Source organism: Mycobacterium sp. UNC410CL29Cvi84, assembly GCF_000686745.1.
GTDB lineage: Bacteria > Actinomycetota > Actinomycetes > Mycobacteriales > Mycobacteriaceae > Mycobacterium > Mycobacterium mucogenicum_B.
Map to the genome: position 1 here is coordinate 36,305 of NZ_JMLM01000024.1, position 21,145 is coordinate 57,449.

18 protein-coding genes are annotated in these 21,145 nt (G+C 59.8%); 15 read left to right on the plus strand and 3 right to left on the minus strand.

Annotated features, from left to right (window positions below):
- Positions 1-21: 21 nt before the first annotated feature.
- The 10 genes from BR47_RS0125425 (at position 22) to BR47_RS32825 (ending at position 13,974) form a co-directional block, all read left to right on the plus strand.
- Positions 22-957, plus strand: a complete 936-nt coding sequence (locus BR47_RS0125425) for a hypothetical protein (RefSeq protein ID WP_141772313.1) — start codon at positions 22-24, stop codon at positions 955-957.
- Between the two features lie 153 nt (positions 958-1,110).
- On the plus strand, positions 1,111-2,478 hold the full coding sequence (locus tag BR47_RS0125430) for a glycoside hydrolase family 1 protein (RefSeq protein WP_231506782.1): 1,368 nt from the start codon (positions 1,111-1,113) through the stop codon (positions 2,476-2,478).
- Positions 2,479-2,599: 121 nt separating this feature from the next.
- Positions 2,600-3,958: a right-handed parallel beta-helix repeat-containing protein gene (locus BR47_RS0125435; RefSeq protein WP_081831394.1), complete on the plus strand. Its 1,359-nt coding sequence runs from the start codon at positions 2,600-2,602 to the stop codon at positions 3,956-3,958.
- A gap of 554 nt (positions 3,959-4,512) precedes the next feature.
- Complete coding sequence (locus BR47_RS31450) at positions 4,513-4,938, plus strand: hypothetical protein (protein ID WP_029121209.1); 426 nt, start codon at positions 4,513-4,515, stop codon at positions 4,936-4,938.
- Between the two features lie 78 nt (positions 4,939-5,016).
- Positions 5,017-6,864, plus strand: coding sequence for a DUF4012 domain-containing protein (locus BR47_RS0125445; protein WP_081831395.1), 1,848 nt, complete (start codon positions 5,017-5,019; stop codon positions 6,862-6,864).
- Positions 6,865-7,051: 187 nt separating this feature from the next.
- On the plus strand, positions 7,052-8,398 hold the full coding sequence (locus tag BR47_RS31455) for a tyrosine-protein kinase domain-containing protein (protein WP_231506777.1): 1,347 nt from the start codon (positions 7,052-7,054) through the stop codon (positions 8,396-8,398).
- 211 nt (positions 8,399-8,609) lie between these two features.
- The gene (locus tag BR47_RS33340) at positions 8,610-9,272 is read left to right on the plus strand and encodes a hypothetical protein (RefSeq protein WP_141772314.1); all 663 of its coding nucleotides are present in this window, start codon (positions 8,610-8,612) and stop codon (positions 9,270-9,272) included.
- Between the two features lie 92 nt (positions 9,273-9,364).
- Entirely contained in the window at positions 9,365-10,555 is a 1,191-nt protein-coding gene (locus BR47_RS0125455; RefSeq protein ID WP_141772315.1) for an O-antigen ligase family protein, read from the plus strand.
- A gap of 80 nt (positions 10,556-10,635) precedes the next feature.
- Positions 10,636-11,487: a hypothetical protein gene (locus BR47_RS31460; RefSeq protein WP_051635000.1), complete on the plus strand. Its 852-nt coding sequence runs from the start codon at positions 10,636-10,638 to the stop codon at positions 11,485-11,487.
- Between the two features lie 303 nt (positions 11,488-11,790).
- Positions 11,791-13,974 (plus strand): acyltransferase family protein, encoded by a 2,184-nt coding sequence (locus tag BR47_RS32825; RefSeq protein ID WP_036427746.1) that lies wholly within the window; start codon positions 11,791-11,793, stop codon positions 13,972-13,974.
- A 55-nt stretch (positions 13,975-14,029) separates the two neighbouring features.
- Here the strand turns inward: BR47_RS32825 and BR47_RS0125470 are convergent, their stop codons facing one another.
- The 3 genes from BR47_RS0125470 to BR47_RS0125480 all read right to left on the minus strand — a co-directional run bounded on the left by BR47_RS0125470 (position 14,030) and on the right by BR47_RS0125480 (position 16,560).
- A complete protein-coding gene (locus BR47_RS0125470) occupies positions 14,030-14,782 on the minus strand; it encodes a class I SAM-dependent methyltransferase (protein WP_051635001.1) in 753 nt (250 codons plus the stop codon).
- Positions 14,783-14,923: 141 nt separating this feature from the next.
- Positions 14,924-15,865, minus strand: a complete 942-nt coding sequence (locus BR47_RS0125475) for a glycosyltransferase family 2 protein (RefSeq protein WP_029121213.1) — start codon at positions 15,863-15,865, stop codon at positions 14,924-14,926.
- A complete protein-coding gene (locus BR47_RS0125480; protein ID WP_029121214.1) occupies positions 15,862-16,560 on the minus strand; it encodes a glycosyltransferase in 699 nt (232 codons plus the stop codon). Before BR47_RS0125480 ends, BR47_RS0125475 begins: the two co-directional genes overlap by 4 nt.
- Positions 16,561-17,028: 468 nt before the next feature.
- Here BR47_RS0125480 and BR47_RS0125485 point away from each other — a divergent pair, with 468 nt between their 5' ends.
- The 5 genes from BR47_RS0125485 (at position 17,029) to BR47_RS0125505 (ending at position 21,092) form a co-directional block, all read left to right on the plus strand.
- Positions 17,029-17,619 (plus strand): D-sedoheptulose 7-phosphate isomerase, encoded by a 591-nt coding sequence (locus BR47_RS0125485; RefSeq protein ID WP_029121215.1) that lies wholly within the window; start codon positions 17,029-17,031, stop codon positions 17,617-17,619.
- A 19-nt stretch (positions 17,620-17,638) separates the two neighbouring features.
- The gene (locus BR47_RS0125490; protein WP_029121216.1) at positions 17,639-18,214 is read left to right on the plus strand and encodes an HAD family hydrolase; all 576 of its coding nucleotides are present in this window, start codon (positions 17,639-17,641) and stop codon (positions 18,212-18,214) included.
- Between the two features lie 15 nt (positions 18,215-18,229).
- Positions 18,230-19,303 (plus strand): GHMP family kinase ATP-binding protein, encoded by a 1,074-nt coding sequence (locus BR47_RS0125495; protein ID WP_029121217.1) that lies wholly within the window; start codon positions 18,230-18,232, stop codon positions 19,301-19,303.
- 87 nt (positions 19,304-19,390) lie between these two features.
- Positions 19,391-20,062: a class I SAM-dependent methyltransferase gene (locus BR47_RS0125500; RefSeq protein WP_029121218.1), complete on the plus strand. Its 672-nt coding sequence runs from the start codon at positions 19,391-19,393 to the stop codon at positions 20,060-20,062.
- A 154-nt stretch (positions 20,063-20,216) separates the two neighbouring features.
- Positions 20,217-21,092: a rhamnan synthesis F family protein gene (locus BR47_RS0125505; RefSeq protein ID WP_029121219.1), complete on the plus strand. Its 876-nt coding sequence runs from the start codon at positions 20,217-20,219 to the stop codon at positions 21,090-21,092.
- Positions 21,093-21,145 lie beyond the last annotated feature (53 nt).

The window sequence follows — 21,145 nt, forward strand, 5'->3', positions numbered from 1 at the left end:
AGTCCCAGCTAGGCCGAGCACGTGAAGTCGATGCGTCATCTCGCTGCACTCGCCAGTGCCATGTGCTTCGTACTGACGGTCACCTGCTGCGCCGCGGTCGGTAAACCAGAACCAGGCGGTTCGGCTTGCCCTCCGAACCAACTCGTGGCCTGGGGCGATTCACTGACTTACGGTTTGACCCGGATCGATACTGCGTGGCAACAGGCAAACCCCACCATGGTCGCAACGATCGGCCAAGATCTGGGTCTGCCGACCAAGAATTTCGGCCTCCCCTCGCTCGGATCAGCTGAGATCGCCGTTCGACAAGGCGGCCTGAGGCCCCGAATAACCTTGATCGGCAACCAAATACCCGCACGATCGGCCTCGCCGATCCACGTAGAAGCAATCCGTCCCACCGATGGTTGGAGCCAGTACGCGAAGGCCGGGGCGCTGAAAATGCACGGCACGCTAGCCGGCGTACCGGGAACGTTGCAGCACATGCTGGCCCCAGCTGTCGACGACTTCTCGTTCACGCCTGACGATCCCGCGGACAGTGCCGTTCCAGTCGCGCCGGGTTCCCTGTTTGCCGGTGACGATGGCGTTGACTACCGGGGCTGCTTTGCAATCATCTGGGCTGGTGCCAACAATCCATCGCAGCCGGCCGCGATTATTCGCGACATCGCGTCGATGACCTCTTCTCTGTCCGGCACCTCGCATTACCTGATAATCGGGAGCATCCCCAGCACCAACGATGCCCTGGCGAAGATGTACGGACCGCGGTTCGTTGATCTGCGGAGCTGGCTCATGTCAGAGGGGCCGGCCGCCACAGGTATTACGCCCACCGCCGCCGATACCGAAGCTGTTGCGGCGGGGATGGTGCCGCCATCGTTGACGGTGGACGGCACACACTTCACGCAGGCGGCCTACACCGTGAGCGGACACCACCTCGCCTCCTTGATTGCTCAGGCGCTGGGTTGAGCCGGGAGGACTGTTGCCGAGGGAAATCGATGCAGGACAAGACTTTTCTCGCGCACTGGCGACCTCAACAGGCAGAGCTGCTCGCCCAAGCAATCACGGAAATCCAGGTTTGGCATGAAGTGCTACCGGGCGCTGTCGGCAGCAGTCGTCATCATGGCAATGAGCAGTGCCGGTTGCCTCTCGCGCCAAGAGCCGGACCCGGGGCATTCGGTCTGGGACCGCAGTTTCTACTGGGGCACCGCGACAGCGGGATACCAGGTTGAAGGGAGCGCCCCGGACAGTAATTGGCGCCGATACGTCGATCGGACAGCCGGCGCGCCGGTGGCACCGGGGTCTTCTCCCGGGACTCTTCCGGTGGACCCCTACAAGCAGGCCGACGACTTCCGGCACCGCTACAAGGAGGACATCGCCAACGCGCATGCCATGGGCGTCAACACTTTTCGCTTCGGGGTCGAATGGGCGCGGGTGATGCCCGAACCGGGCAAGTGGGACGAAAAAGAACTGGCCTACTACGACGACGTGGTCGCCACGCTGCTCGCCAACGGCATGACGCCGATGATCACGCTGATGCACTGGGTCTACCCCGGCTGGATCGCCGACCGCGGCGGCTTCCTCAACAATGTCGCCGCGTTCGCGGACTTCGCCAAGGCGATCACCAAACGCTATGCGGGGCAGGGCGTGCTGTGGGTGAGCATCAACGAGCCACTGGCCTTCGGCGCGATGGAAGTGCGCACCGGCGCCATCAAACCTGACCAGTTCGGCACATTCCTCGACCGCGCCGCTGAAGCGCACCGGGCGGTCTACCGGGCGGCCCACGATGCCGACCCGAGGGCCAAGGTGACCACCAACGAGGCCTACATCTCGCCGGATGTAGTGGCACAGTTCCTCCAAGCCGACACCATGGGTTTGCACAGAATGGGCCTGGACTGGGTGGTTCGGGATTCGTTCTTCGACCGGGTCAAGGACACCCTCGACTACCTGGGGTTCGACTACTACACGGGAACGGCCAGAGACAATCCGGCCACCGCACCGGGAACGGCGGCGGGATGGCTCATCAAGCTGCAGCCCGAGGACATCTACTACGTGGCACGCCACTATGCCCAGCGGTATCCCGGCCTGCCCATCTATGTCGTCGAGAACGGCATGGTCACCGACAACGGCCAGCCGCGCACCGACGGCGTGACCCGGTCGCAGTACCTCAGCGACACCGTGTTCTGGCTACAGCGAGCAAAGGCCGACGGCATCCCGATCATCGGCTACAACTACTGGTCACTCATCGACAACTACGAATGGGGCAGCTATCGGCCCAGGTTCGGCCTGTATTCGGTTGACGCACTCGGTAATCCAGCGCTGCGACGGGTTCCGACCGACGCCGTCCAGACCTACACACAGATCACCCACGACGGGGGCACCCCGCCGGGATACCGGCCGGTGATCCCCGCGCCGCTCTGCTCGACGACCGTTGGCCAGGACAGCTGCGCGCCGCTGGACGTGAACGGACCGCTGACCACGCTCAAATGACTCGAGGCGGTCAGGCACTGCCCCTTCTGACACCGAAACGCAACCAGCACTCCGGTAGCCTTGGCGATTGAACTGGGTCGTCACTGCCGCTCACATCTAATGAACGGACCGAGCACGAACAATGGGAATGCCCCTCTCGCGCCGCACATTTGTTCGGGTAACTGCACAGACGACCGCGGCTGCTGCCGCCGGCCTGTTCGCCGGCAACCCGGGCCAAGCGCGAGGGTATGCCGTTCCGATACCGACGTACTACATCTCGAGCACCGGCGACGACAGCAATGACGGACAGAGCCAACAGTCCGCCTGGGCCACCTTGCAGAAGGCCAATGACTCACTCCCCCAAGACCGATCACTCGTGCTGTTTCGGCGCGGCGACACGTTCTACGGTGAATTCATCCTGCCGGCAGGATGCGAAGTAGGTGCATACGGCACCGGAGCCAAGCCCACGCTGACGATGTACAAGCTGCTCAACAAAGCTTCCGGCTGGAGCGAGGATTCCCCCGGGATATGGACGATCGATCTGGGTTCTCCGGACACCCACGACGGCTACAACGCAACAAATGACACCAACATCGGCTTCCTCTTGGTGGACCAGGCCGTCAAGCCGGCACTCAAGTTCGACCTCTCGGAACTCCGGCTTCCATGGGACTTCTTCTGCGACCGTTCGAATCACCTGCTGTACGTGAAAGCATCCGCCAATCCCACGACATTGGCCAGAGAAATCAAAGCTGCGCCTCATGGAGATGGCACCGGAGCGGCGGTTTACTGCAATGAAGGCGGAAATAATATCCACGACATACACGTCACCGGATCTGGTGGGCATGGAATTCGCGGCTTGAGTAGCAATATACATATCCACGAATGTCAGATCGACTACATCGGCGGTTCGATACTCGATACCGTAGATAGGGAAACGCGCTTCGGCAATGGCATCGAGTGTTGGACCAACGTTTCACACTGGATGATTGAAAACAACGAGATCGCACACGTTTATGACGTCGCGTGGACCGCACAGGGCCACGACGCGGCAGATGATCCCGTCTTCTGGCACGACCTTGTGCTGCGTAACAACCACATACACGACTGCGGCCAGACTGTTGAATTCTGGTCTCAAAGCAGCAATCCCGCCTCACCCGGATTCACCCGGGTCCAGGTCGAGGGCAACCGGTGCGAACGCGCAGGCTACGGCGCATTTTCCGATGTTCGGCCAGATCAAAGCGTCCGCGTTCACCTACTCACATATCTGCTCGAGACGCCCGTTGACATTACGATTCAAAACAACGTATTCGACGATGCCTACGCGGCATTCAGCTACCACGGCCTAGAACCGCCGGCCGGATATGTAACTCGGAACAACAGAATCACCATGAGAGCCGGTCGACTGATCGAAGGCAAGCGCCCGGAGACGGTAGAGCAGTTTGCCGAATGGCGGGCAATAACTGGTCGCGAAATCGGATCGACGATGACCGTCTTGCGATAGCGACAGTTGGCCGAAAGTAACGGCACAGACGGAAATATAACACCCCTCCACAAAGGCTCCGACTGCGTCGCGCCAACGTAACGCGGAATCCACCATTGAGGAAACTCATTCGGTAAACTCAGCCTCCCTGCCACCATTCCGCACCGGCACGCACGAAGTACCCCACTCCGGATTCACACGTCTTTGCCGATCGTCGCATCACGACCTCAGCTCGGGCGAGCACCTGAAATTGGTTACTACCAGACGACTTCGCATTGCATACGCCCTGCAAGCCATTTGCCAGCCTCGGCCCTATCCCACCGATCGAACGGCGCCGGTCCCGAATGCGCCAAATGAGCACAACTCGGACGTCGTCCACACCCGCGCCCGGTCGCGCCCCCGAGATTGCCCGCATGAAGAGCGGCCGTGCCGACCGCTGCGCAGACTGATAGAGGTCGCCGGAGTCGGCGCTACAACATCCGAAACATCCGCCAACCTGCAACGTTCACTATTGACGCCAGACACAATTTCTGCGAAGCTGCTATGCAAGCTCCCTTCGGCGGAAGGCTTGGACCATGTCTGTTCTCGCAACTCGCATGTCGGACGCAACGGTCAAACTTCAGGTCGGCCTGGCCTCTTGCGCGATCGCCGGCGCAGCCATCCTGACGCCGGTCGCACAGGCGGATATGGCAGCGCCCGCACCGCTCGCGCCGATCACGCACGTCCTCGATAACGTCGCCCAGAGCCCGTTGTCGTTCGCACCGCTCAACACCTGGTGGCAGAACGATCCGTGGTGGTGGGTCGGCCCTGGCTCGAACCCAAGCCCCGGCGCACCGATCCTGGTAGGTACGTTCACCCCACTGTCGATCATCCCCGGTTTCCTCCAGGACCCGTGGAAACGCCTGACGCAGAACATAAACTTCGCGGTGTGCTTCTTCGGCGCAGGCGCGAAGATAGGCCCCTACGGCACCATCACCGTTTCGTTGACTCGGGGCTGCTAGGTCGCGGCCCATCGGGCAGGACGTGGATAGATCTGCGGACACAGCACAGACTGTCGTTCAAATGCGGAATGTTCCTGAGTGAGCGGGCATTCGCGACGCGCGACGGAGAACACACCCGATGACGGCGACGCACCACCCGACGCCGCCCCCGGTCATTCACGCACCGGGCGCCGTAAACGCCGCGCTCGGTTGTTGGGGTTGGCCGTCCTTCTCGCCCTAATCGGGTTTCTGTGCTGGTTGGGATTCGAAGGATCCGCAGCAAAATCCAGCCTGGCGCAGGCTCGCGCCAATGCACAGCATGCAAAGGAAGCGCTGTCGGCGGGAGACCTTGAGGCGGCGGTGCGCTTCGCCTCGGCGACGGAGACAGATGCCAAGCAGGCGAGCAGTGCAACGCGGTCGCTGCCGTGGAATGCCGCAGCACATGTGCCGTGGCTCGGCAGTCCATTCAAGACCGCTCAGCAAATCTCGCAGGTCGTTCTGGAACTCGCATCCGATGTGATGAAGCCGGCATCCCAATTGGGCGAAGCACTTTCCCCGACCCATCTGATCGAAGGTTCGCACGTCGACGTTCAAGCTCTTCGCGACAAAGAGCCGGCGATAGCCAAGGTCGCAACCGACGCCCGGCGCCTTCAAGCGGATGCTTCCGCAATTTCTGAACCGACCTACCTGTCCGCCCTTCAGAACGCGCGCAGGGAACTCCAGGCACAGACCATCAAGATCACGAGCCTCCTCGATAAAGCCTCCATCACCGCCAAGCTGGCACCGGCGCTAATGGGCATCGACGGACCGCGCACCTACTTCATGGGTTTTCAGACCAACGCCGAAGCGAGGGGTACGGGAGGCATACTTGGCGGGTTTGGGATCCTTCGTTATGACGACGGCGTGCCGACGGTTAATGCGTTGGGCCCCAACACCGAACTAACTGGACCTTTCAAACCGCTGGACTTGGGACCTCAGTTCAGCGAGGAGTACGGCTTCACCAATCCGAGCACCGACTACCGCAACAGCAATCTCAGTTCGCACTTTCCATACGCGGCTCAGATCTGGCGCTCCATGTGGGCGCAACAAACGGGTACGGATGTCGACGGAGTCATCGCACTGGACCCCGTCGCGTTGAGTTACGTACTGGGGGCCACCGGGCCGCTGACACTGCCCGACGGCGAGGTCATCACCGCCGAAAACGTAGTTGAACTCACCGAATCGACTGCTTACCAGAGGTTTCCGACGGATCAGAGTGCTCGCAAGAGATTCCTACAGGACATCGCGACGGCCGTCGTCAAAAAGATGACCGGTGCCATCGAGTCGCCACGACGACTCCTCGACGCGCTCGGGAAGGCAGTGAGCGAGCGCCGAATCGCGATGTGGAGCGCAAAACCCGAAGAGGAAAATCTGCTAGAGCAGACTCCACTGGCTCACACCATTCCTGACGACACCTCGCCGTACGCGGCCGTTGTGACCAACAACCTCGCAGGCAACAAACTCGACTACTATCTCAGACAAGAAGTCACTTACGACGCCGAAGGCTGTGGCGCGGACACTCGAACCTCGACGGTAACCGTGAAGTTGCGGAGCGTCGTACCCGACACACCTCTACCCGAGTATGTGGCCGGCTCCCTGGGCGTTAATCGCAGTGTCCCGCTGTCCATCCCGAGCGGAACCATGCTGACATCAGTTCGGCTCGTTGCCACCAAGGGGGCGAAGTTGGTGGCAGCGTTTTCCAACGGAGAGCAGATACCCGTGTTCACCGGGACGGACCGCGGTCATCCGACCTTCGAGATCCAGGTAGCCATCCCGCCCGGGCAGTCGGGCGTACTGACTTTTCGCCTGTCCGAGCCGACGGCTCCGGGCCCGGCGCGGGTTCCCCAGCAACCCCTCGTCGACCAGAGCGTCCCCGTGGTCAAGGTCCCCGAATGTCCCGAGAAATGATTGCCGTTCCACATAATTGTCGCGAGCGTTGACATACATTAGGTAGCAAGATCCATGCGTTGAACAACACCGCCAGGCTGACAACAACCTCTCACAACAGACGTCTGGATCGACCCCGCTCGACGATTAGAAGGAGGGAGCGGCGTTGAATCTCCAGAGGTTTTTGAGAATACTGCGACTGAGATGGATGACGATCAGCGCAGTGGTTGTTTTAGCACTGCTGGCATCAATTGCAATTACTGTCACAACAACCCCACTCTACAAATCGTCAACACGGTTGTTTGTTTCGACGTATGCCGGTAGTTCACTGATGGACACGTACCAAGGAAATCTGCTCTCTCAGGAGCGGGTGCGTTCGTACACGATTCTGCTCACCGGCGAGGCGCTCGCACAGCGCACAATCGATGCACTTCATCTCGACATGTCCGCGCGGGCGTTGCGTCAGGAGGTCAGCGCGCGGTCGAAAATGGGCACGGTTCTGATCGACGTGGACGTCCTCGACCCGTCACCGGTACGTGCACGCGACATCGCAAATACGCTTTCGGACCAGTTCGTCAAGATGGTTCGAGAGCTTGAAACCCCAGGTGATGGCAGCCTTCCCGACACTCGGGTAGTAGTCGAGCAGCCCGCCGCGATTGCCAGCTCCCCCGCCGTTCCGAACCTGATGCGGAATCTGGCATTGGGTCTGTTCGCGGGCATTCTGTTCGGCGTCGCGTGCGCCCTCGGGCGGGAAATGATCGACAACACCGTCAAGAAGCACGAGGATCTCGAGAGCATCACCGGCGTGGCCGTGGTTGGCGACATTCCGATGGACAAGGCGCGACGAGGAACCCCCGCCATATCATTCGGCACGGAGAATTCGCAGATTGCCGAATCGTTCAGGAAGTTACGCACCAACCTCAGCTTTCTTTCCGTCGACAACCCGCCGCGCGTAATCGTTGTCACGAGCTCGATTCCGAATGAAGGTAAATCGACAACCGCAGTGAACATCGCCTTGGCCTTGGTCGAAGTGGAAAACAATGTGCTGCTCGTTGATGGCGACATGCGTCGGTCGATCGCGCACAAACATCTGAATGTTGATGGCGCAGTAGGATTGAGCACCGTCCTCAGTGGCGCCGTCTCGCTTTCTGATGCTCTGCAGGAGACGCAATTCTCCGGCCTCACTGTACTGGCAGCCGGCGCAACGCCACCGAACCCGAGCGAATTGTTGGCATCGCACGCCGCCAAGAATCTACTCGAGGAGCTTCGCGGGAAATTCGACTATGTGATCGTGGACTCTTGCCCATTACTTGCGGTCACGGACGCCGCATTGTTGGCGGCCAACGCCGACGGCGCCCTACTGCTCGGACGCTACGGACAGACCAGGCGTGATCAACTCAAGAATGCTACTGATGCCCTTCAGAACGTAGGCGCAGCCCTGCTCGGCTCGGTCTTCGTGATGACGCCGCCGCGCTCTCGTTCAGCTTACGGCGGCGCCTACTATTACTACGGCGACAATCGTGGCAGCAATAGCCGTCATTCCCGCAAAACCTAGCTTGACTCAAGCAATGAATCCACGCAGCTTCAGCGCCGGACGCGGTGATTCCGCCTGGACTCCAACACGATTGGCCAACAGCCGAGGTTGGTGCCTATTCGCAATCCTGTTGACACTCACCGCATGCACACCCAAACCTCCACCACCGTACGATTCGCGCGAAGTCTTGCTACCGAGCTTCACAAGCACAGCAACAATGCCTGGTCACACGATGCCCGAATCACCACCAAACGAGGCATCATTCATCGATGATTTCGACCGACCGGATACGACGAACGGCCTCGGAGACGACTGGGATTTGCGCGGCATGCCTCAGAACGGTGCACCTCTGCTGCCCGCGATGGATGGTTACATCAAGGACGGGCAGTTCACGTATGCCGGGAAAAGTGATGCGATTGCAGTACGACAATTTCGAACACCTGTACAGAGCATCGGCACAGACGGTCAGTTTCGCCGGATCAATCATCTCAACGGCGACACCACAATGATGATCGGGACCGGCGGAGACAACAATCTCGAAACCAATGTCGTAGTGTTCCTCGCCAACAGAAGTTCCTGGGAGCTGAGAAGCAGACTGGTCAATGGCACGCTGAAGACAGTGGCGTCCGGAAGTTTCCCTCATATGTTGGAACTCGACCATCGCTACACGTTCGTACTCAGCTCCACCGGCGACCGCGTAAGCGTGTCGGGCCCCGGAGTCACCGTATCGAAACCGCTGCCGATACCGATATCGCCTGGGGCATTTGGCTTTTGGCGCGAATCTCCAAACCGAACCCCGGCCGGCGAGGTCTTCGACTTCGACAAAGTGTGGGCTCTCGAAGATGGCCAGCCAACTACGCCCATCACAGCTTCCGCAGCAGGTCCGGAACACTAAGCGCAAGGGGCCCGAATAACATGCACACGCTCCCCTTCAAGCGATTGACGGCACCACGATTGGCCCTCATCATTTGGCTACTGTCTATCACCATGGTTCCGATCTGGATCAGCGTCCACTTCCTCGCCACAGTTCCGATCTATTGCATGGTAGCCATAATGATTCTCGTCTTCGCCATCACCTTCGGCGGCCATCACATCCAGTTCACCGCCTTTGATGCCTACCTGATCGCAATCTTGGGTGTAGCTTCTCTCGCGATGGACGACGTCAATCGAGGCGTGCTGGCAGAAATGGCAGTGCGCTGGGTTCTTCCGTATTTTGTTATTCGCATACTGGCGGCCTCCGCCGGGCTCCAATTCACCGTTGATGCGCTCTCTGTCTTTCTCGCAGTCGTCGGCTATCTCGCGGTGATCGAACTGTTCTTTGCCTGGCATCCGTTCGTAAACTGGTCAGTCGATTGGAACGCAAAATCCCCCGAGTTCGAGACTTGGCACCTGATCCAGTCACGCGGCGGTACCGATCGCAGCACGTGGGCTTTCGGGCACTCAATCGCGCTAGGCGGTTCGCTGGTGCTCGCAATCCCGTTCATTGCGCATGCGTCGTTTCGCTTCCCGTGGAAGATACTGATGGTTATTGCCGTCGGCTGCGGCATCATCACGACCGGCAGCAGGGGCGCGATGCTGGCCGCTGCGCTAACAGGCTGCCTGACCATGGCTTACCTCGCCAAAGAGCAAGCATCTCGAACTGTAGCTGTGCTGGTTGCAGCCGCAACAACGTTTTTGGTCGGCCCGCACGTCATGCCCATCATCGAGGAATGGGCAGCGGGATCCTCGACAGAGGAACAGGTCAGCGCAACTTACCGGAGTTACTTGTACGACACGTATTTGCCGATAATCAAGTGGTTCGGTCGATGCCCAGATTTCTTCCCTGGCAACACATCACTTGACTCGGTCGACAGCGCCGTCCTGTATCTCGGTGTCACCTGGGGTTGGATCATCACTGCAATGATTGTGTTTCCGTTGTTCGTCGTTGTGGCGCGAGTCGTTGCCGGCAGGGGATCTGTACCAGAGCTCGCGCTGGTTGGGCAGATCCCGCTGTTCTTGACCGTGGGCCTGATAACCCAATACCAGAGCATGATCTTCATCGCCGTCGGGCTGGCGGTGCAGTTCATAAAGTCAGAAAAGACCGAGTCGCCTTCTCCCCACGACCGGCCTGACATTGGTGGGGATGTCGGTTCCGGTCACCGTACCGGCAACACTGGTGGCACGATATCAGTGCGTTGATCTGACTCAATAATCGCCGGCCGCAGTACTGAAATTGGCTTCTTCGCAAGACGCCAGTGCATTCAACACGAGGATTGCAGATGACGAACCGCAAGGCTGCACTGATCAACAAGTTGGTCCGCGCGGCCGCAAAAGATTCGTCATCTGTTGGCTTGATCGGCAGACGCTTCCTGGCGTCGTTTCCAGGTAGTCCGGGGTACTCGCTCATGCAGCAGGTCCAGCTTGGAATCTTGCCGCGACCGCAGTACGCATACACGGCGATCTGCGCTACCGAAACTGCGGTTCGACTGGGCTACAAAGAAGTCACCTGGATCGAGTTCGGTGTCGCGGGCGGGGCCGGATTGCTGGTTCTGGAACAAATCAAGTCACAAGTCGAGGAAGCGCTGCCGGTGCGCGTCCGTATCGTCGGATTCGACATGGGCTCAGGCCTGCCAGCACCCGTCGACTATCGCGATTTGCCCTACGCCTGGAAGCGTGGCTTCTACGAGATGGACGTCCCCGCCTTGAAAAGCAGACTGGACACAGCCGAACTCGTCATAGGGCCGATCTCGGACACCCTCCCGGGATTCATCTCCAGGGGATGCGCAGATGCTCCAGTAGGGATGATTTCATTCGACTTGGACTACTACAGCTCCACTGTTGAGGCGTTCAAGATATTCGATCTGAGCACAGAGTCGATTCTGCCACGTGTGTTCTGCAACATGGACGACGTCATCGGATCGGGAGAAGTCTTCTCGGACTACACCGGAGCGCGACTTGCCATTCGCGAATTCAACGCGCGGAGCGAATACCGCAAGCTGTCGCCCTGCTACGACTTCGTGCAGTTTGCCCAGGAGAGATGGCAAGAGAAGGTGATGGTGTATCACGACTTCCAGCACTCGCGATATTCCGACTACGTTGGGGACGATGCAGGAGGGCAACTCCCCCTCTGATCATCTGGATTCGGGATCAGACCATTCACGTCGAGGTGTTGACCGCCACGGATCATGTGGACGCCCGTGCTGGTCGTGGAGGATCAAAATCTGTTCCCGAGGAACGGTTTTCATCCGTGCTCCGATTGACTTGGGCAGCGCAGTTCTCTTGCCCGCCGACCCAATGACGTACTCGGCGGCGTCACGTTGACGGGTCCGCGGCAGATACTTGCCCTGTGCAAAGAACGCTCTCACAGCTTCACCTGTTCGCCGAAAAATTGACGCTGGCGACGATACGCTTCTCCGGACAATAGGAGACTGGCTGTGGCGTCACTTCTCAAGCGGTATCGCCGATTCAACCGACAGCGGTATCGGACCGCCGCGGCGTCGCATCAACGACTGGATCTCCAAGGTCTGCGCATGTTCGCCATGCTCACGATCTTCGCCACCCACCTATGGCACTGGCCAGAGGGCGGCTTTGTCACACTCGATGTGTTTTTCGTGATCTCAGGGTTCCTGATCACTGGCAACCTGCTACGAAGCGCGGAGAAACACGGGACCGTCCCTTTCCGACAGTTCTATTGGAACCGGGTCCGACGGATCATCCCGGCGGCCACCGTTGTTCTGTTGCTCACGTATGCGGCTGCAACCTTGATCTTCAAGCCATTCAGAGCCCACGAAGTCGGCGTCGATGCGCTGTTTGCATCCGTATTCATGGCGAACTGGCACTTCGCCGCTACTGGCACGGACTACTTCAACGCGGACGATTCAGCATCTCCGATCCAGCACTACTGGTCACTCTCGGTGGAAGAACAGTTCTACTTCGTTTGGCCGGCAGTGATTTTCGTGATCAGTCTGATCGTGATTCGCAGGTCGTGGACACACCGGCGCAGGATGCAGCTTGCCGGCGGCGCCATGGCGATAATCATGACCTTGTCGTTCGCGTGGGCTGTCTACGAATCCGCAGCTTGGCCCGCGCGGGCATACTTCGAAACATCTACTCGGGTTTGGGAATTGGGTGTCGGAGCAGCGTTGGCCACCGCTACCGGTCTCTTGGCCCGGATTCCCACAGTGGTGAAGCCCATGCTGTCATGGGCCGGGCTGGCGGTCATCGTAGCGAGCATCATGCTCATCACAGATCCGGCGATGGGGTTTCCCGCGCCGTGGGCGCTCCTCCCCGTCGTAGGGTCCGCATTGGTGATAGCAGCCGGCGTCGGCGGCGAACCCCGATACCAGCCGTTCCTACGCAATCCAGTCAGCACCTATCTCGGAAACATCTCCTACTCGCTCTACCTGGTCCACTGGCCGGTCATCATATTGCTCGGGGTCATGATGGCCCCCTCGATTGCGTACTACGCAGCCGCGATAACACTGTCTTTGGGATTGGCCATCGCGTCTTACCACTTCATCGAAGATCCCTTACGCCGCATCGACTTGGCTCAGTTGCGTCGAGCACAGCGCGCATTGGAGCGCCGCCGGCTCACGCTACGGCGTCCAACTCAGTTCGCTGCGATCATGGCCGCTTCCCTGCTGACTGTGGCACTCACCGCGTATGCACAGCGTCCCGATGCCTATCGCCAGCCGGTGGTGCCACCGGAAGTTCTTTCGGTCGCCGCTTCCTACGATGTCCCAGAAGGAACAGCCACCGCGCCGTTGGCGAGCGAACTTCGCCAGGAAATCTTGGCCGCACTGCGGGCCACCGACTGGCCACAATTGGAGCCATCTGTTGAGGTAGCCGTCAAAGATCTCATCACGCCGGCCGAAGTCCACCTATGCGGCGGCACCGTCGTTCAAAGCCCGGAACTGTGCACCTGGGGTTCTCCAACCGCGCACACACGAGCGGTCGTTATCGGCGATTCCGTCGCGCTCGGCTACCTGGGCCCGCTGCGAGATATCGCCTTGAACTCCAACGGCGCCTTCCAGGTTCACAGCGAGGCACAGTACGCGTGCTACTTCATCGAGCAGCCGGTCTCATACAAGGACCAGTCGATGGTCGACGCGTGTGCGAAAAAGAAGCAGATCGCCGTCGACTACATCAACGACACACGGCCGGACGTGGTCATGATTTCGCATTTTTCCGGCCCCAAACGACTCGCGACTACCGGGGAGGTCCTCAGTCCGCAGGACTGGGCTGATGCATTGAGAGCCTTCATCGACAAGTTCAGGTCAAGCGTAAAGAAGGTCGTTTTCATCGCACCGCCTCCTGGCGGCGTCGCAATAAGCGAGTGCTACGGAAAGCATTCGAGTTCGCCCGAGGACTGCATATCGAGGGTCAGCGAGGCTTGGCGAGTGGCCGCGAACGCGGAGCAGCAACTCGCGCAGACCATCGGTGGGACGTGGATCGATTCCCAACCTTGGTTCTGTGCATCGGGACGACTCTGCCCCAGCTTCGTCGGAACAACACTCACCAAGCGGGACATGGTGCACATGACCATTGCGTACGGACAGAAGATCCGTCCTGTCATTCTGGAGTCGCTGACGACATCCGGAGTACTCATTTCGGAATAGAACGGGCTCGTCGGCGTCCCGGCGCACCGATGCAGCTGAGCGTCAAATGCTGAGATCAGAGTGCAGCAGTGCCCGACGGTCGGCGAAGCACCAAAAGACAATCAGACAGTCCCAAGTCCAGCCGGCCAAGACTGAGCACTCGCGAAACCGCTCCCAGCGCCGCGAAGCCACTGTCCAGCAATCGGTTTCGCGCGCGCAGTCCCGTCTGAACCGGTCCTTCGTAGATTTCGTCGTAAGCCACCTCGAGGCCATGCTCACCTGCCCAGCCCCGCAACTTCGCCGGCGCGATGCACGCACGAAAGAAGGTAGGGAATTGGTCCCATTCGTCGGAGCGACGCTTGTCGCCGACGACGTATCGGTAGAAGAGCGCGTGGACGAAATACGGAGTGAATTTGGTCAGCAAGCCCTTCAACGACCAGAGGTGCGGGAAGGCCAGCACCAAACCGCCGCCCGGATTGAGCGCCGCTGTCATCCGCTCCAATGCGTTCATCGGCAACGGCAAATGCTCGATCACGTCCCAACAGACCACGAGGTCGTAGCCCGCAACGGGCGTAGCCATGGTCTGCAGGTCGCCGAGAATCTTCTCATCCAGCGACGTGTTGCGGTCCAGCTGCCGCTGTTCAATGTCAATGCCCACGAGCACACGTCCGCTCGGCAAAGTGACCCGACTGAGCGAACCGCATCCAGCCTCCAGGACGCGCGGTCGATTCTTGCCCTCCAGCACCTGGTCGACGACCTCTTGGACACGGGGATGTGGGTCGCCGTGGCGCCCGCGCAACTGTGCGGGCAGGTTCAGTGCGTTGACCACCTTCTCATGGTAGGACGCAATACTGACGTTGCGGGCAATTTCATCAGACTCCGTCCGACAGTCAGAATGCGCGGAGATCGCAGCTGCCGCTGCCTAATTCGCGACCGCTTGCCGTATTCACCCGACGGCAGACCCACCCGTTCAAGATGCACTTCGCATGTTCGACACGGAAAACTGCCGAATCCCGTCGTACGTACCACGAAGTGCGGCCCCCAGCTTCAGGGTTCGCTCGTCCTGCTCACGCAGCGCGCGAGCGATCAGCCGTAATGTCTCCGGTGCGCCGCGACCCAAAATCAGCTTCCGCAACGCCACACCTGTGTCGCGGGCGTACACGAAACGATTCCGAGCGGCCCAATAGTAGAAGGTCCGACTCTGTCCGCTGCCCGACGAAGCCCCCACTGCATGCCAAAGTCGCGCCGTTGGGACAACACCCAGCCTGAGTCCCAGTTCTCTTGCTTTCCACGAGAATTCGGCGTCTTCCCAGTAGAGGAAGTAGTCGCCAGGGAACCCGCCGACCGCGCGGAACACGGACGCTCTCATCATCGGAGCCGCACCCGTGATGAATTCGGTCTCAAACGCCTCGCTCGGCACGGAAGCGGTTGCACAGCCGTACAGGCGATGTGCCACGCGCACCGAGAGCCTGTCGACATCACCACCGCAGTACCACACCCAGGTGGACGCCCCGTCTCCACTGAAGATGAACGGGGAGACCGCATCGAAGTGACCTTCGTCCAGCGCAGTTTCGAGCTGATCGAGGCATCCAACCTCTAGTCGGGTGTCAGGATTGAGGAACCACAGCACATCGGAAGGCCCAATGTCGTCTTGACCGGCCAACAAGTTGATGCCGGCGCCGAATCCGATGTTCCGATCGCTGACCTGGAGGGTCACTGCACCCAAGCCGGCAAGGTTGTCACGGAGCTCGCGGAGATTCTCGGGTGTTGAACAGTTGTCGAGCACGTGGACGACGACTCTGCGCCCGCTCGGCGTCTGCGAAGGAAGGCATCTCACCAAGCTCGAAGCCAAAGCCGGCGTGTTGAAGTGAACGGTCAGAACATGCAGTGCGCCGTCTGCTGCGTTGCTCATGGGACCGACATCTGTTCCGACCTACACAAGAGGTCACGCCAGGCTGCTGCCGCTCGATCTGAATAGGCTGCAGCAGCATGCATTTGCGACTCACGGGCTGAGGTGGCCGCGGCGACCGCCTCCAGCCACGACTCAGGGTCGTCCCAGTTGAGCACGGCTCCAGAGAAATTCGCGCCGAGGATAGAGGTGAGGAATCCGGTGCTCCGCCCGACCGTGGGCACACCGGCCTCGAGGGCGCGCAGCGCCACACCGCTCTGGAAGTAGTGCTTGTAGGGCAACAAGACCGCCCCGGCGGAGCTGAGCAACTCGGAGAACTCCGCCTCGCTGACGAAGCGGTCGATGACATCCCAGCCGGATACAGACGGCCAGCCACGGCCGGCGACTGTGGGCAGCCATCCGGCTGCCCGCAAGGCCGGTGCGATCGCAGACATGACAGCCAGATCCCGCGCCGGCTTGTACTGACCAAGCACGAGGACGGTCTTTCGGTGCGCTGACGCTTGGTTCAACTGCGGGGCACGCATTGGATGCGGCACATGATGCAGGCGATCTTGATCGACATGTCGGGCGGCGGCCGTGTACGCCTCCGGACTCATGGTCACCAGATGCGGCCAACGAGAGCCGGACAGCTTGATCGCATTCACCGCGGCCAGTGGCGTCAGGCCGTCTTGTCGGGCCACCGCTTCGGGATCGTGCATGGCAATGAACGTCGGGTGAGTACGGTGGCGCCACAACGGTATCTCCCACCAACCAGTCAGGGGCCAAGCGACGACGTTGGGACCCCCCGTACGGACATACTGGCGTACGTTTCGTACGTGGGCGCCGAGCGCCTGCACCTTCGCGAGGCGATTTGCGCCCACCTCACCATTACGCGAGGACAAGCGAACACATGGAATGCCTCCGGCGTCGAGCGATTCGATCAAGCGCTCGACGAAATGTTCAGAGACGTAGTGCAGCGGACTGTAGATCCGTACACAGGCGCCGGCCGGCCCGGTCAACTGATCTCCGCCACTTTCGAAATCACTTCTAATTTCCCTGGCCTTCCGCAGTGCATCTGGTCGCGGACGTCTATTGTCGGCAGAATAGCAGCAGCGCGTCGGTCGCAGTGCCCGAAACCACTGTTGTTTGAAGCGGTCGCAATACGTGTTGAGTCAGTAGGAGCGCACATGAGGAGCACCCAAGAAATATTCACTGAGACTGTCGCCGTCAAGCAACGCATCCTCGACGACCCCGCACTGCTGGCTACCATCCAGGCGGTCGAGGATCGGATAGTTGCCAGCTATCGCGCAGGCGGGCGACTGTTCATGTGCGGCAACGGAGGAAGCGCGGCCGACGCGCAGCACTTTGCAGCAGAACTAACAGGTCATTTCATCTTCGACCGGCCGCCCCTTGGCGCGGAGGCGCTGCACGGAAACTCGTCTCACCTCACCGCCGTAGCAAACGACTACGACTACGAAACAGTCTTCGCGCGTGCGCTTGAAGCATCCGCCCGACAAGGCGACACACTGGTCGCCATCAGCACCTCTGGTAACTCTCCGAACGTGATCCGGGCAGCGGAGAAAGCCCGGGAAATTGGCGTCGCAGTGGTCGCCATGACGGGAGCTACTGGCGGCAAGTTGGCTGAATTCGCCGACTATCTGATAAACGTTCCGTCAACCGATACAGGTCGCATTCAGGAATCGCACATCGTATTCATTCACGCCATTTCAGAACATGTCGAATATTCACTTTTCGGGTCCCTGCAGCACAGCTGCTGACCATTCGTCCGTTCGGGATATCGTTCGCGACCGGATCGGTCGGCAATGGTGTTTGTTCATCGATCGAGATGGAGTAATCAACCGTCAAATAGTTGGCGACTATGTCCGTAGCTGGGCCGACTTCGAATGGTTGCCGGGAGCCGCTTCCGCCATCAGTACCCTCCTGGAGTGGGCGCCCTATGTGGTCGTCGCCACCAATCAGCAAGGCATCAGCAAGGGACTGATGGCGGCCGAGGAAGTAGCTGCGATACATCGCCGCATCCGAGCCGAGACTCGTCGAAATGGTCTCGAAATCAACGCTTTCCAGGTCTGCCCTCACCTGGAGGACATGCGCTGCTGCTGCAGAAAGCCCAGCCCCGGCCTTCTCCTGGACTGGCTCGGCCGTCACCCCGAAGTCGACCCGGCACTCAGCATGATGATCGGCGACAGCCGTGGCGATCTTGAATTAGCCCAGAACGTAGCTGCGATGACCGGTGGATGCATAGGCGTCCATATCGGCGAGACGAGAGCCCCGGATAGCGGTATTGACGTTTCGTTCAATTCCCTCCACGAATTTACGTTAGCGGTAATATCGGCGCAGGAGGGACTCCACTAAGGAGGAACGCAGCTCATGAAGATCGTGCGCGGGCGAGCCCCATTGCGTTTGGGCTTAGGCGGTGGCGGCACCGATGTCGATCCTTACTCAGCTGAGTACGGCGGACGAATACTCAACGCCACTATCGATCGGTACGCGTACGCGTTCGCCGAAGCCGGATGCGGCGAGCACATAGCTTTCGAGTCCCCGGACCGCGATTGCTCGGGAGAGGCCGATATCGCCGAACTTCGTTGCCTCGAAGACGACTTCCCTCTTCATGTCGCCGTGTATCGGCGGGTGATGGCAGAGTTCAACGGCGGATCACCGTTCCCGATCCGGCTCGCCACCCAGGTAGATGCCCCGCCCGGGTCCGGTTTGGGCTCTTCGTCTGCGTTGGTGGTAGCCATGCTGATCACGACCTGCGAGCTGATCGGTATCACACCGGGTCCCTATGAGTTGGCGCGGCTCGCATGGGAGGTCGAACGCGTCGACCTGGGTATGGCGGGCGGTTGGCAGGATCACTACGCCGCGGCGTTTGGCGGGTTCAACTACATGGAATCGCGCCGCGGCGGAGAAGTCGTCGTGAACCCACTGCGCATTCGCCGTGACGTCGTCGCCGAGCTGGAAGCGTCTTTGCTTCTCTACTTCGGCGGCGTCTCGAGACTGTCGTCCGAAGTCATCGCCGAACAGCAGCGGAACGTTGTCGAAGGTCACGAGGACGCGCTCGACGCAACCCACACGATCCGCGCCGAGGCTCTGGAGATGAAGGATCTCCTGGTGGTTGGCGACATTCCCGGGTTCGCCGATTCCTTGCTACGTGGTTGGGAGGCCAAAAAGCGGTTGGCGTCCCGCATTTCGAACTCGGATATCGAACGCGCCTACGAAGTAGCCGCCGCGCACGGGATGGTCGCCGGCAAGGTGTCCGGCGCCGGTGGCGGTGGGTTCCTCATGATGATCGTCGATCCGCGGCGCCGCATCGAGGTGGTGCGGGGGCTGGAGAAGGAATGCGGCGGCTCGGTGGCACCGTGCCTGTTCACCAAGAGCGGCGCGGCGACATGGCGGATACCAGAGCACAAGGCTCCTCGATGTATGTCGGGATGCAACAACTGATCTCAATCGGACTGAGGCCACCGGGCACTACTGCTGATAGTCCCAGTAGGACAGGAGCGAGGTTGACGGACGAGGACAGCAACTGAGATGCCGCAGATCAGCGAACGCGCAAAGTCGTTGGGGCATGTCGTCATGCGCGCACACAATCGCCGACGGTTCCTCGCTGAATTACCCTGGGGAGCCGAAGTTTTCGACGTCGGCTGCGGCAACGATTCGCCGTACTTGTTCAAGTCCATTCGCCCCGATATCCGCTACGTCGGACTCGACATCGCCGATTACGGTATCGAGCACGACCCCAACGACTACGCCGACCAGTATCTGGTCGTCCCGCCTGACCGATTCCTCGGAGCAATCGAGGAGCGGCACGATGAGTTCGATGCAGTCGTGAGTTCTCACAATCTGGAGCACTGCGCGGAGCCCGACGGTGTCGTCACGGCAATGGCGCGTGCACTCCGTCCCGAAGGCCGTATCTACCTGGCTTTCCCTGCAGCAGTTACTGTCAACTTCCCTTCAAGAGAAGGCACATTGAACTTCTTCGACGACGACACGCACGTCCGGCCGCCTGACTATCACCGGGTGATCGGGTTGCTCACAACAGCCGGCGTCAAGATCGATTTTGCAGCCGAGCGGTTCCGGCCTTTGAACTGGGCCCTGCTCGGACTCCTCAGTGAACCGCTCAGCCGTACTCGCCACAAGGTGATGCGAGGAACGTGGGCGCTGTACGGATTCGAAACCGTGATCTGGGGAACGAGGACCTGAATCTCTCAACGTCGATACTGTCTCCCAATGCCGATCACCCGGTTCTCCGCGAGCTAGCACAAGGCACCAAATGAGGTCACGCGAAATACCCCAACGCTTGTCTGATCATGTCAACGCTGCGCGGTACCGCGTAGCCGGCAATGCTCTGAGGTTCGTGCACGAAACCCATCAGCAGCTCCCTCCGCAACCACCTTCCGGTAGTCGTACTCTGGTTTTTTTTGCGCACTTCGATCTCCAGGGCGTCGTCGATCCCTACGTTGTCTACTACCTCGACGCCTTGCGCCGGCTGGATGCCACAATTATTTTCGTTTCTGGATCGCCCAACATCACATCCGACTCAGTCTCGTTAATTCGCCCTCTGTGCGCCGGCATATACACGCGACGCACACTGTCACTGGACTTCGGGTCGTGGCACCTCGCCTGGAACATCCTCAAAGAATCCGGCTGGACGCTGGATCAGTTCGATCGCTTCGTTATTGCCAACGACAGCGTATTCGGACCGCTCTATCCAATCGAAGAAATGTGGGATTCGTTCTACGGAGCCGACATGTACGGTGCGATAGAGAGTCTGGAACAGGTACGGCACCTCCAGTCGTTCTTCGTGGCCTGGGATCTCAATCGCCGCACAAGACCTTTCCTCGAGGACTTCTGGAATGGATTTCAGTACACCGTGAAAAAATGGGAACTGATCAAACAATACGAAATCGGCTTGTCCGTCCGGGCACGTGAATCCGGGCTGGTCACAAAGCCATTCCTCTCGGCAGAGACCGTATTGCGAGCACGGGCAGCGTCGCATGAAGATCGCTACGCTGCCCATTTTGTAGAGCGCGGCAACAGCACACTCTTCTTCTGGGACGGACTTATTGAGATGCTCCGATTTCCCTTCCTCAAAGCATCCTTGCCACGCTATAAACATCCTTGGCATGACTCATTGGCAACTCTTGACAAATTCATTGAAACGCACACACCGTACCCGGCGGAATTGATCCGATCGAACGTCGAAAGGCTGGGTTTGGGGCAGCATCCATAACGAGTATTTCGCGCATTGGACGGCATACTTCCCAGCCGTGATATAGAGCAGCA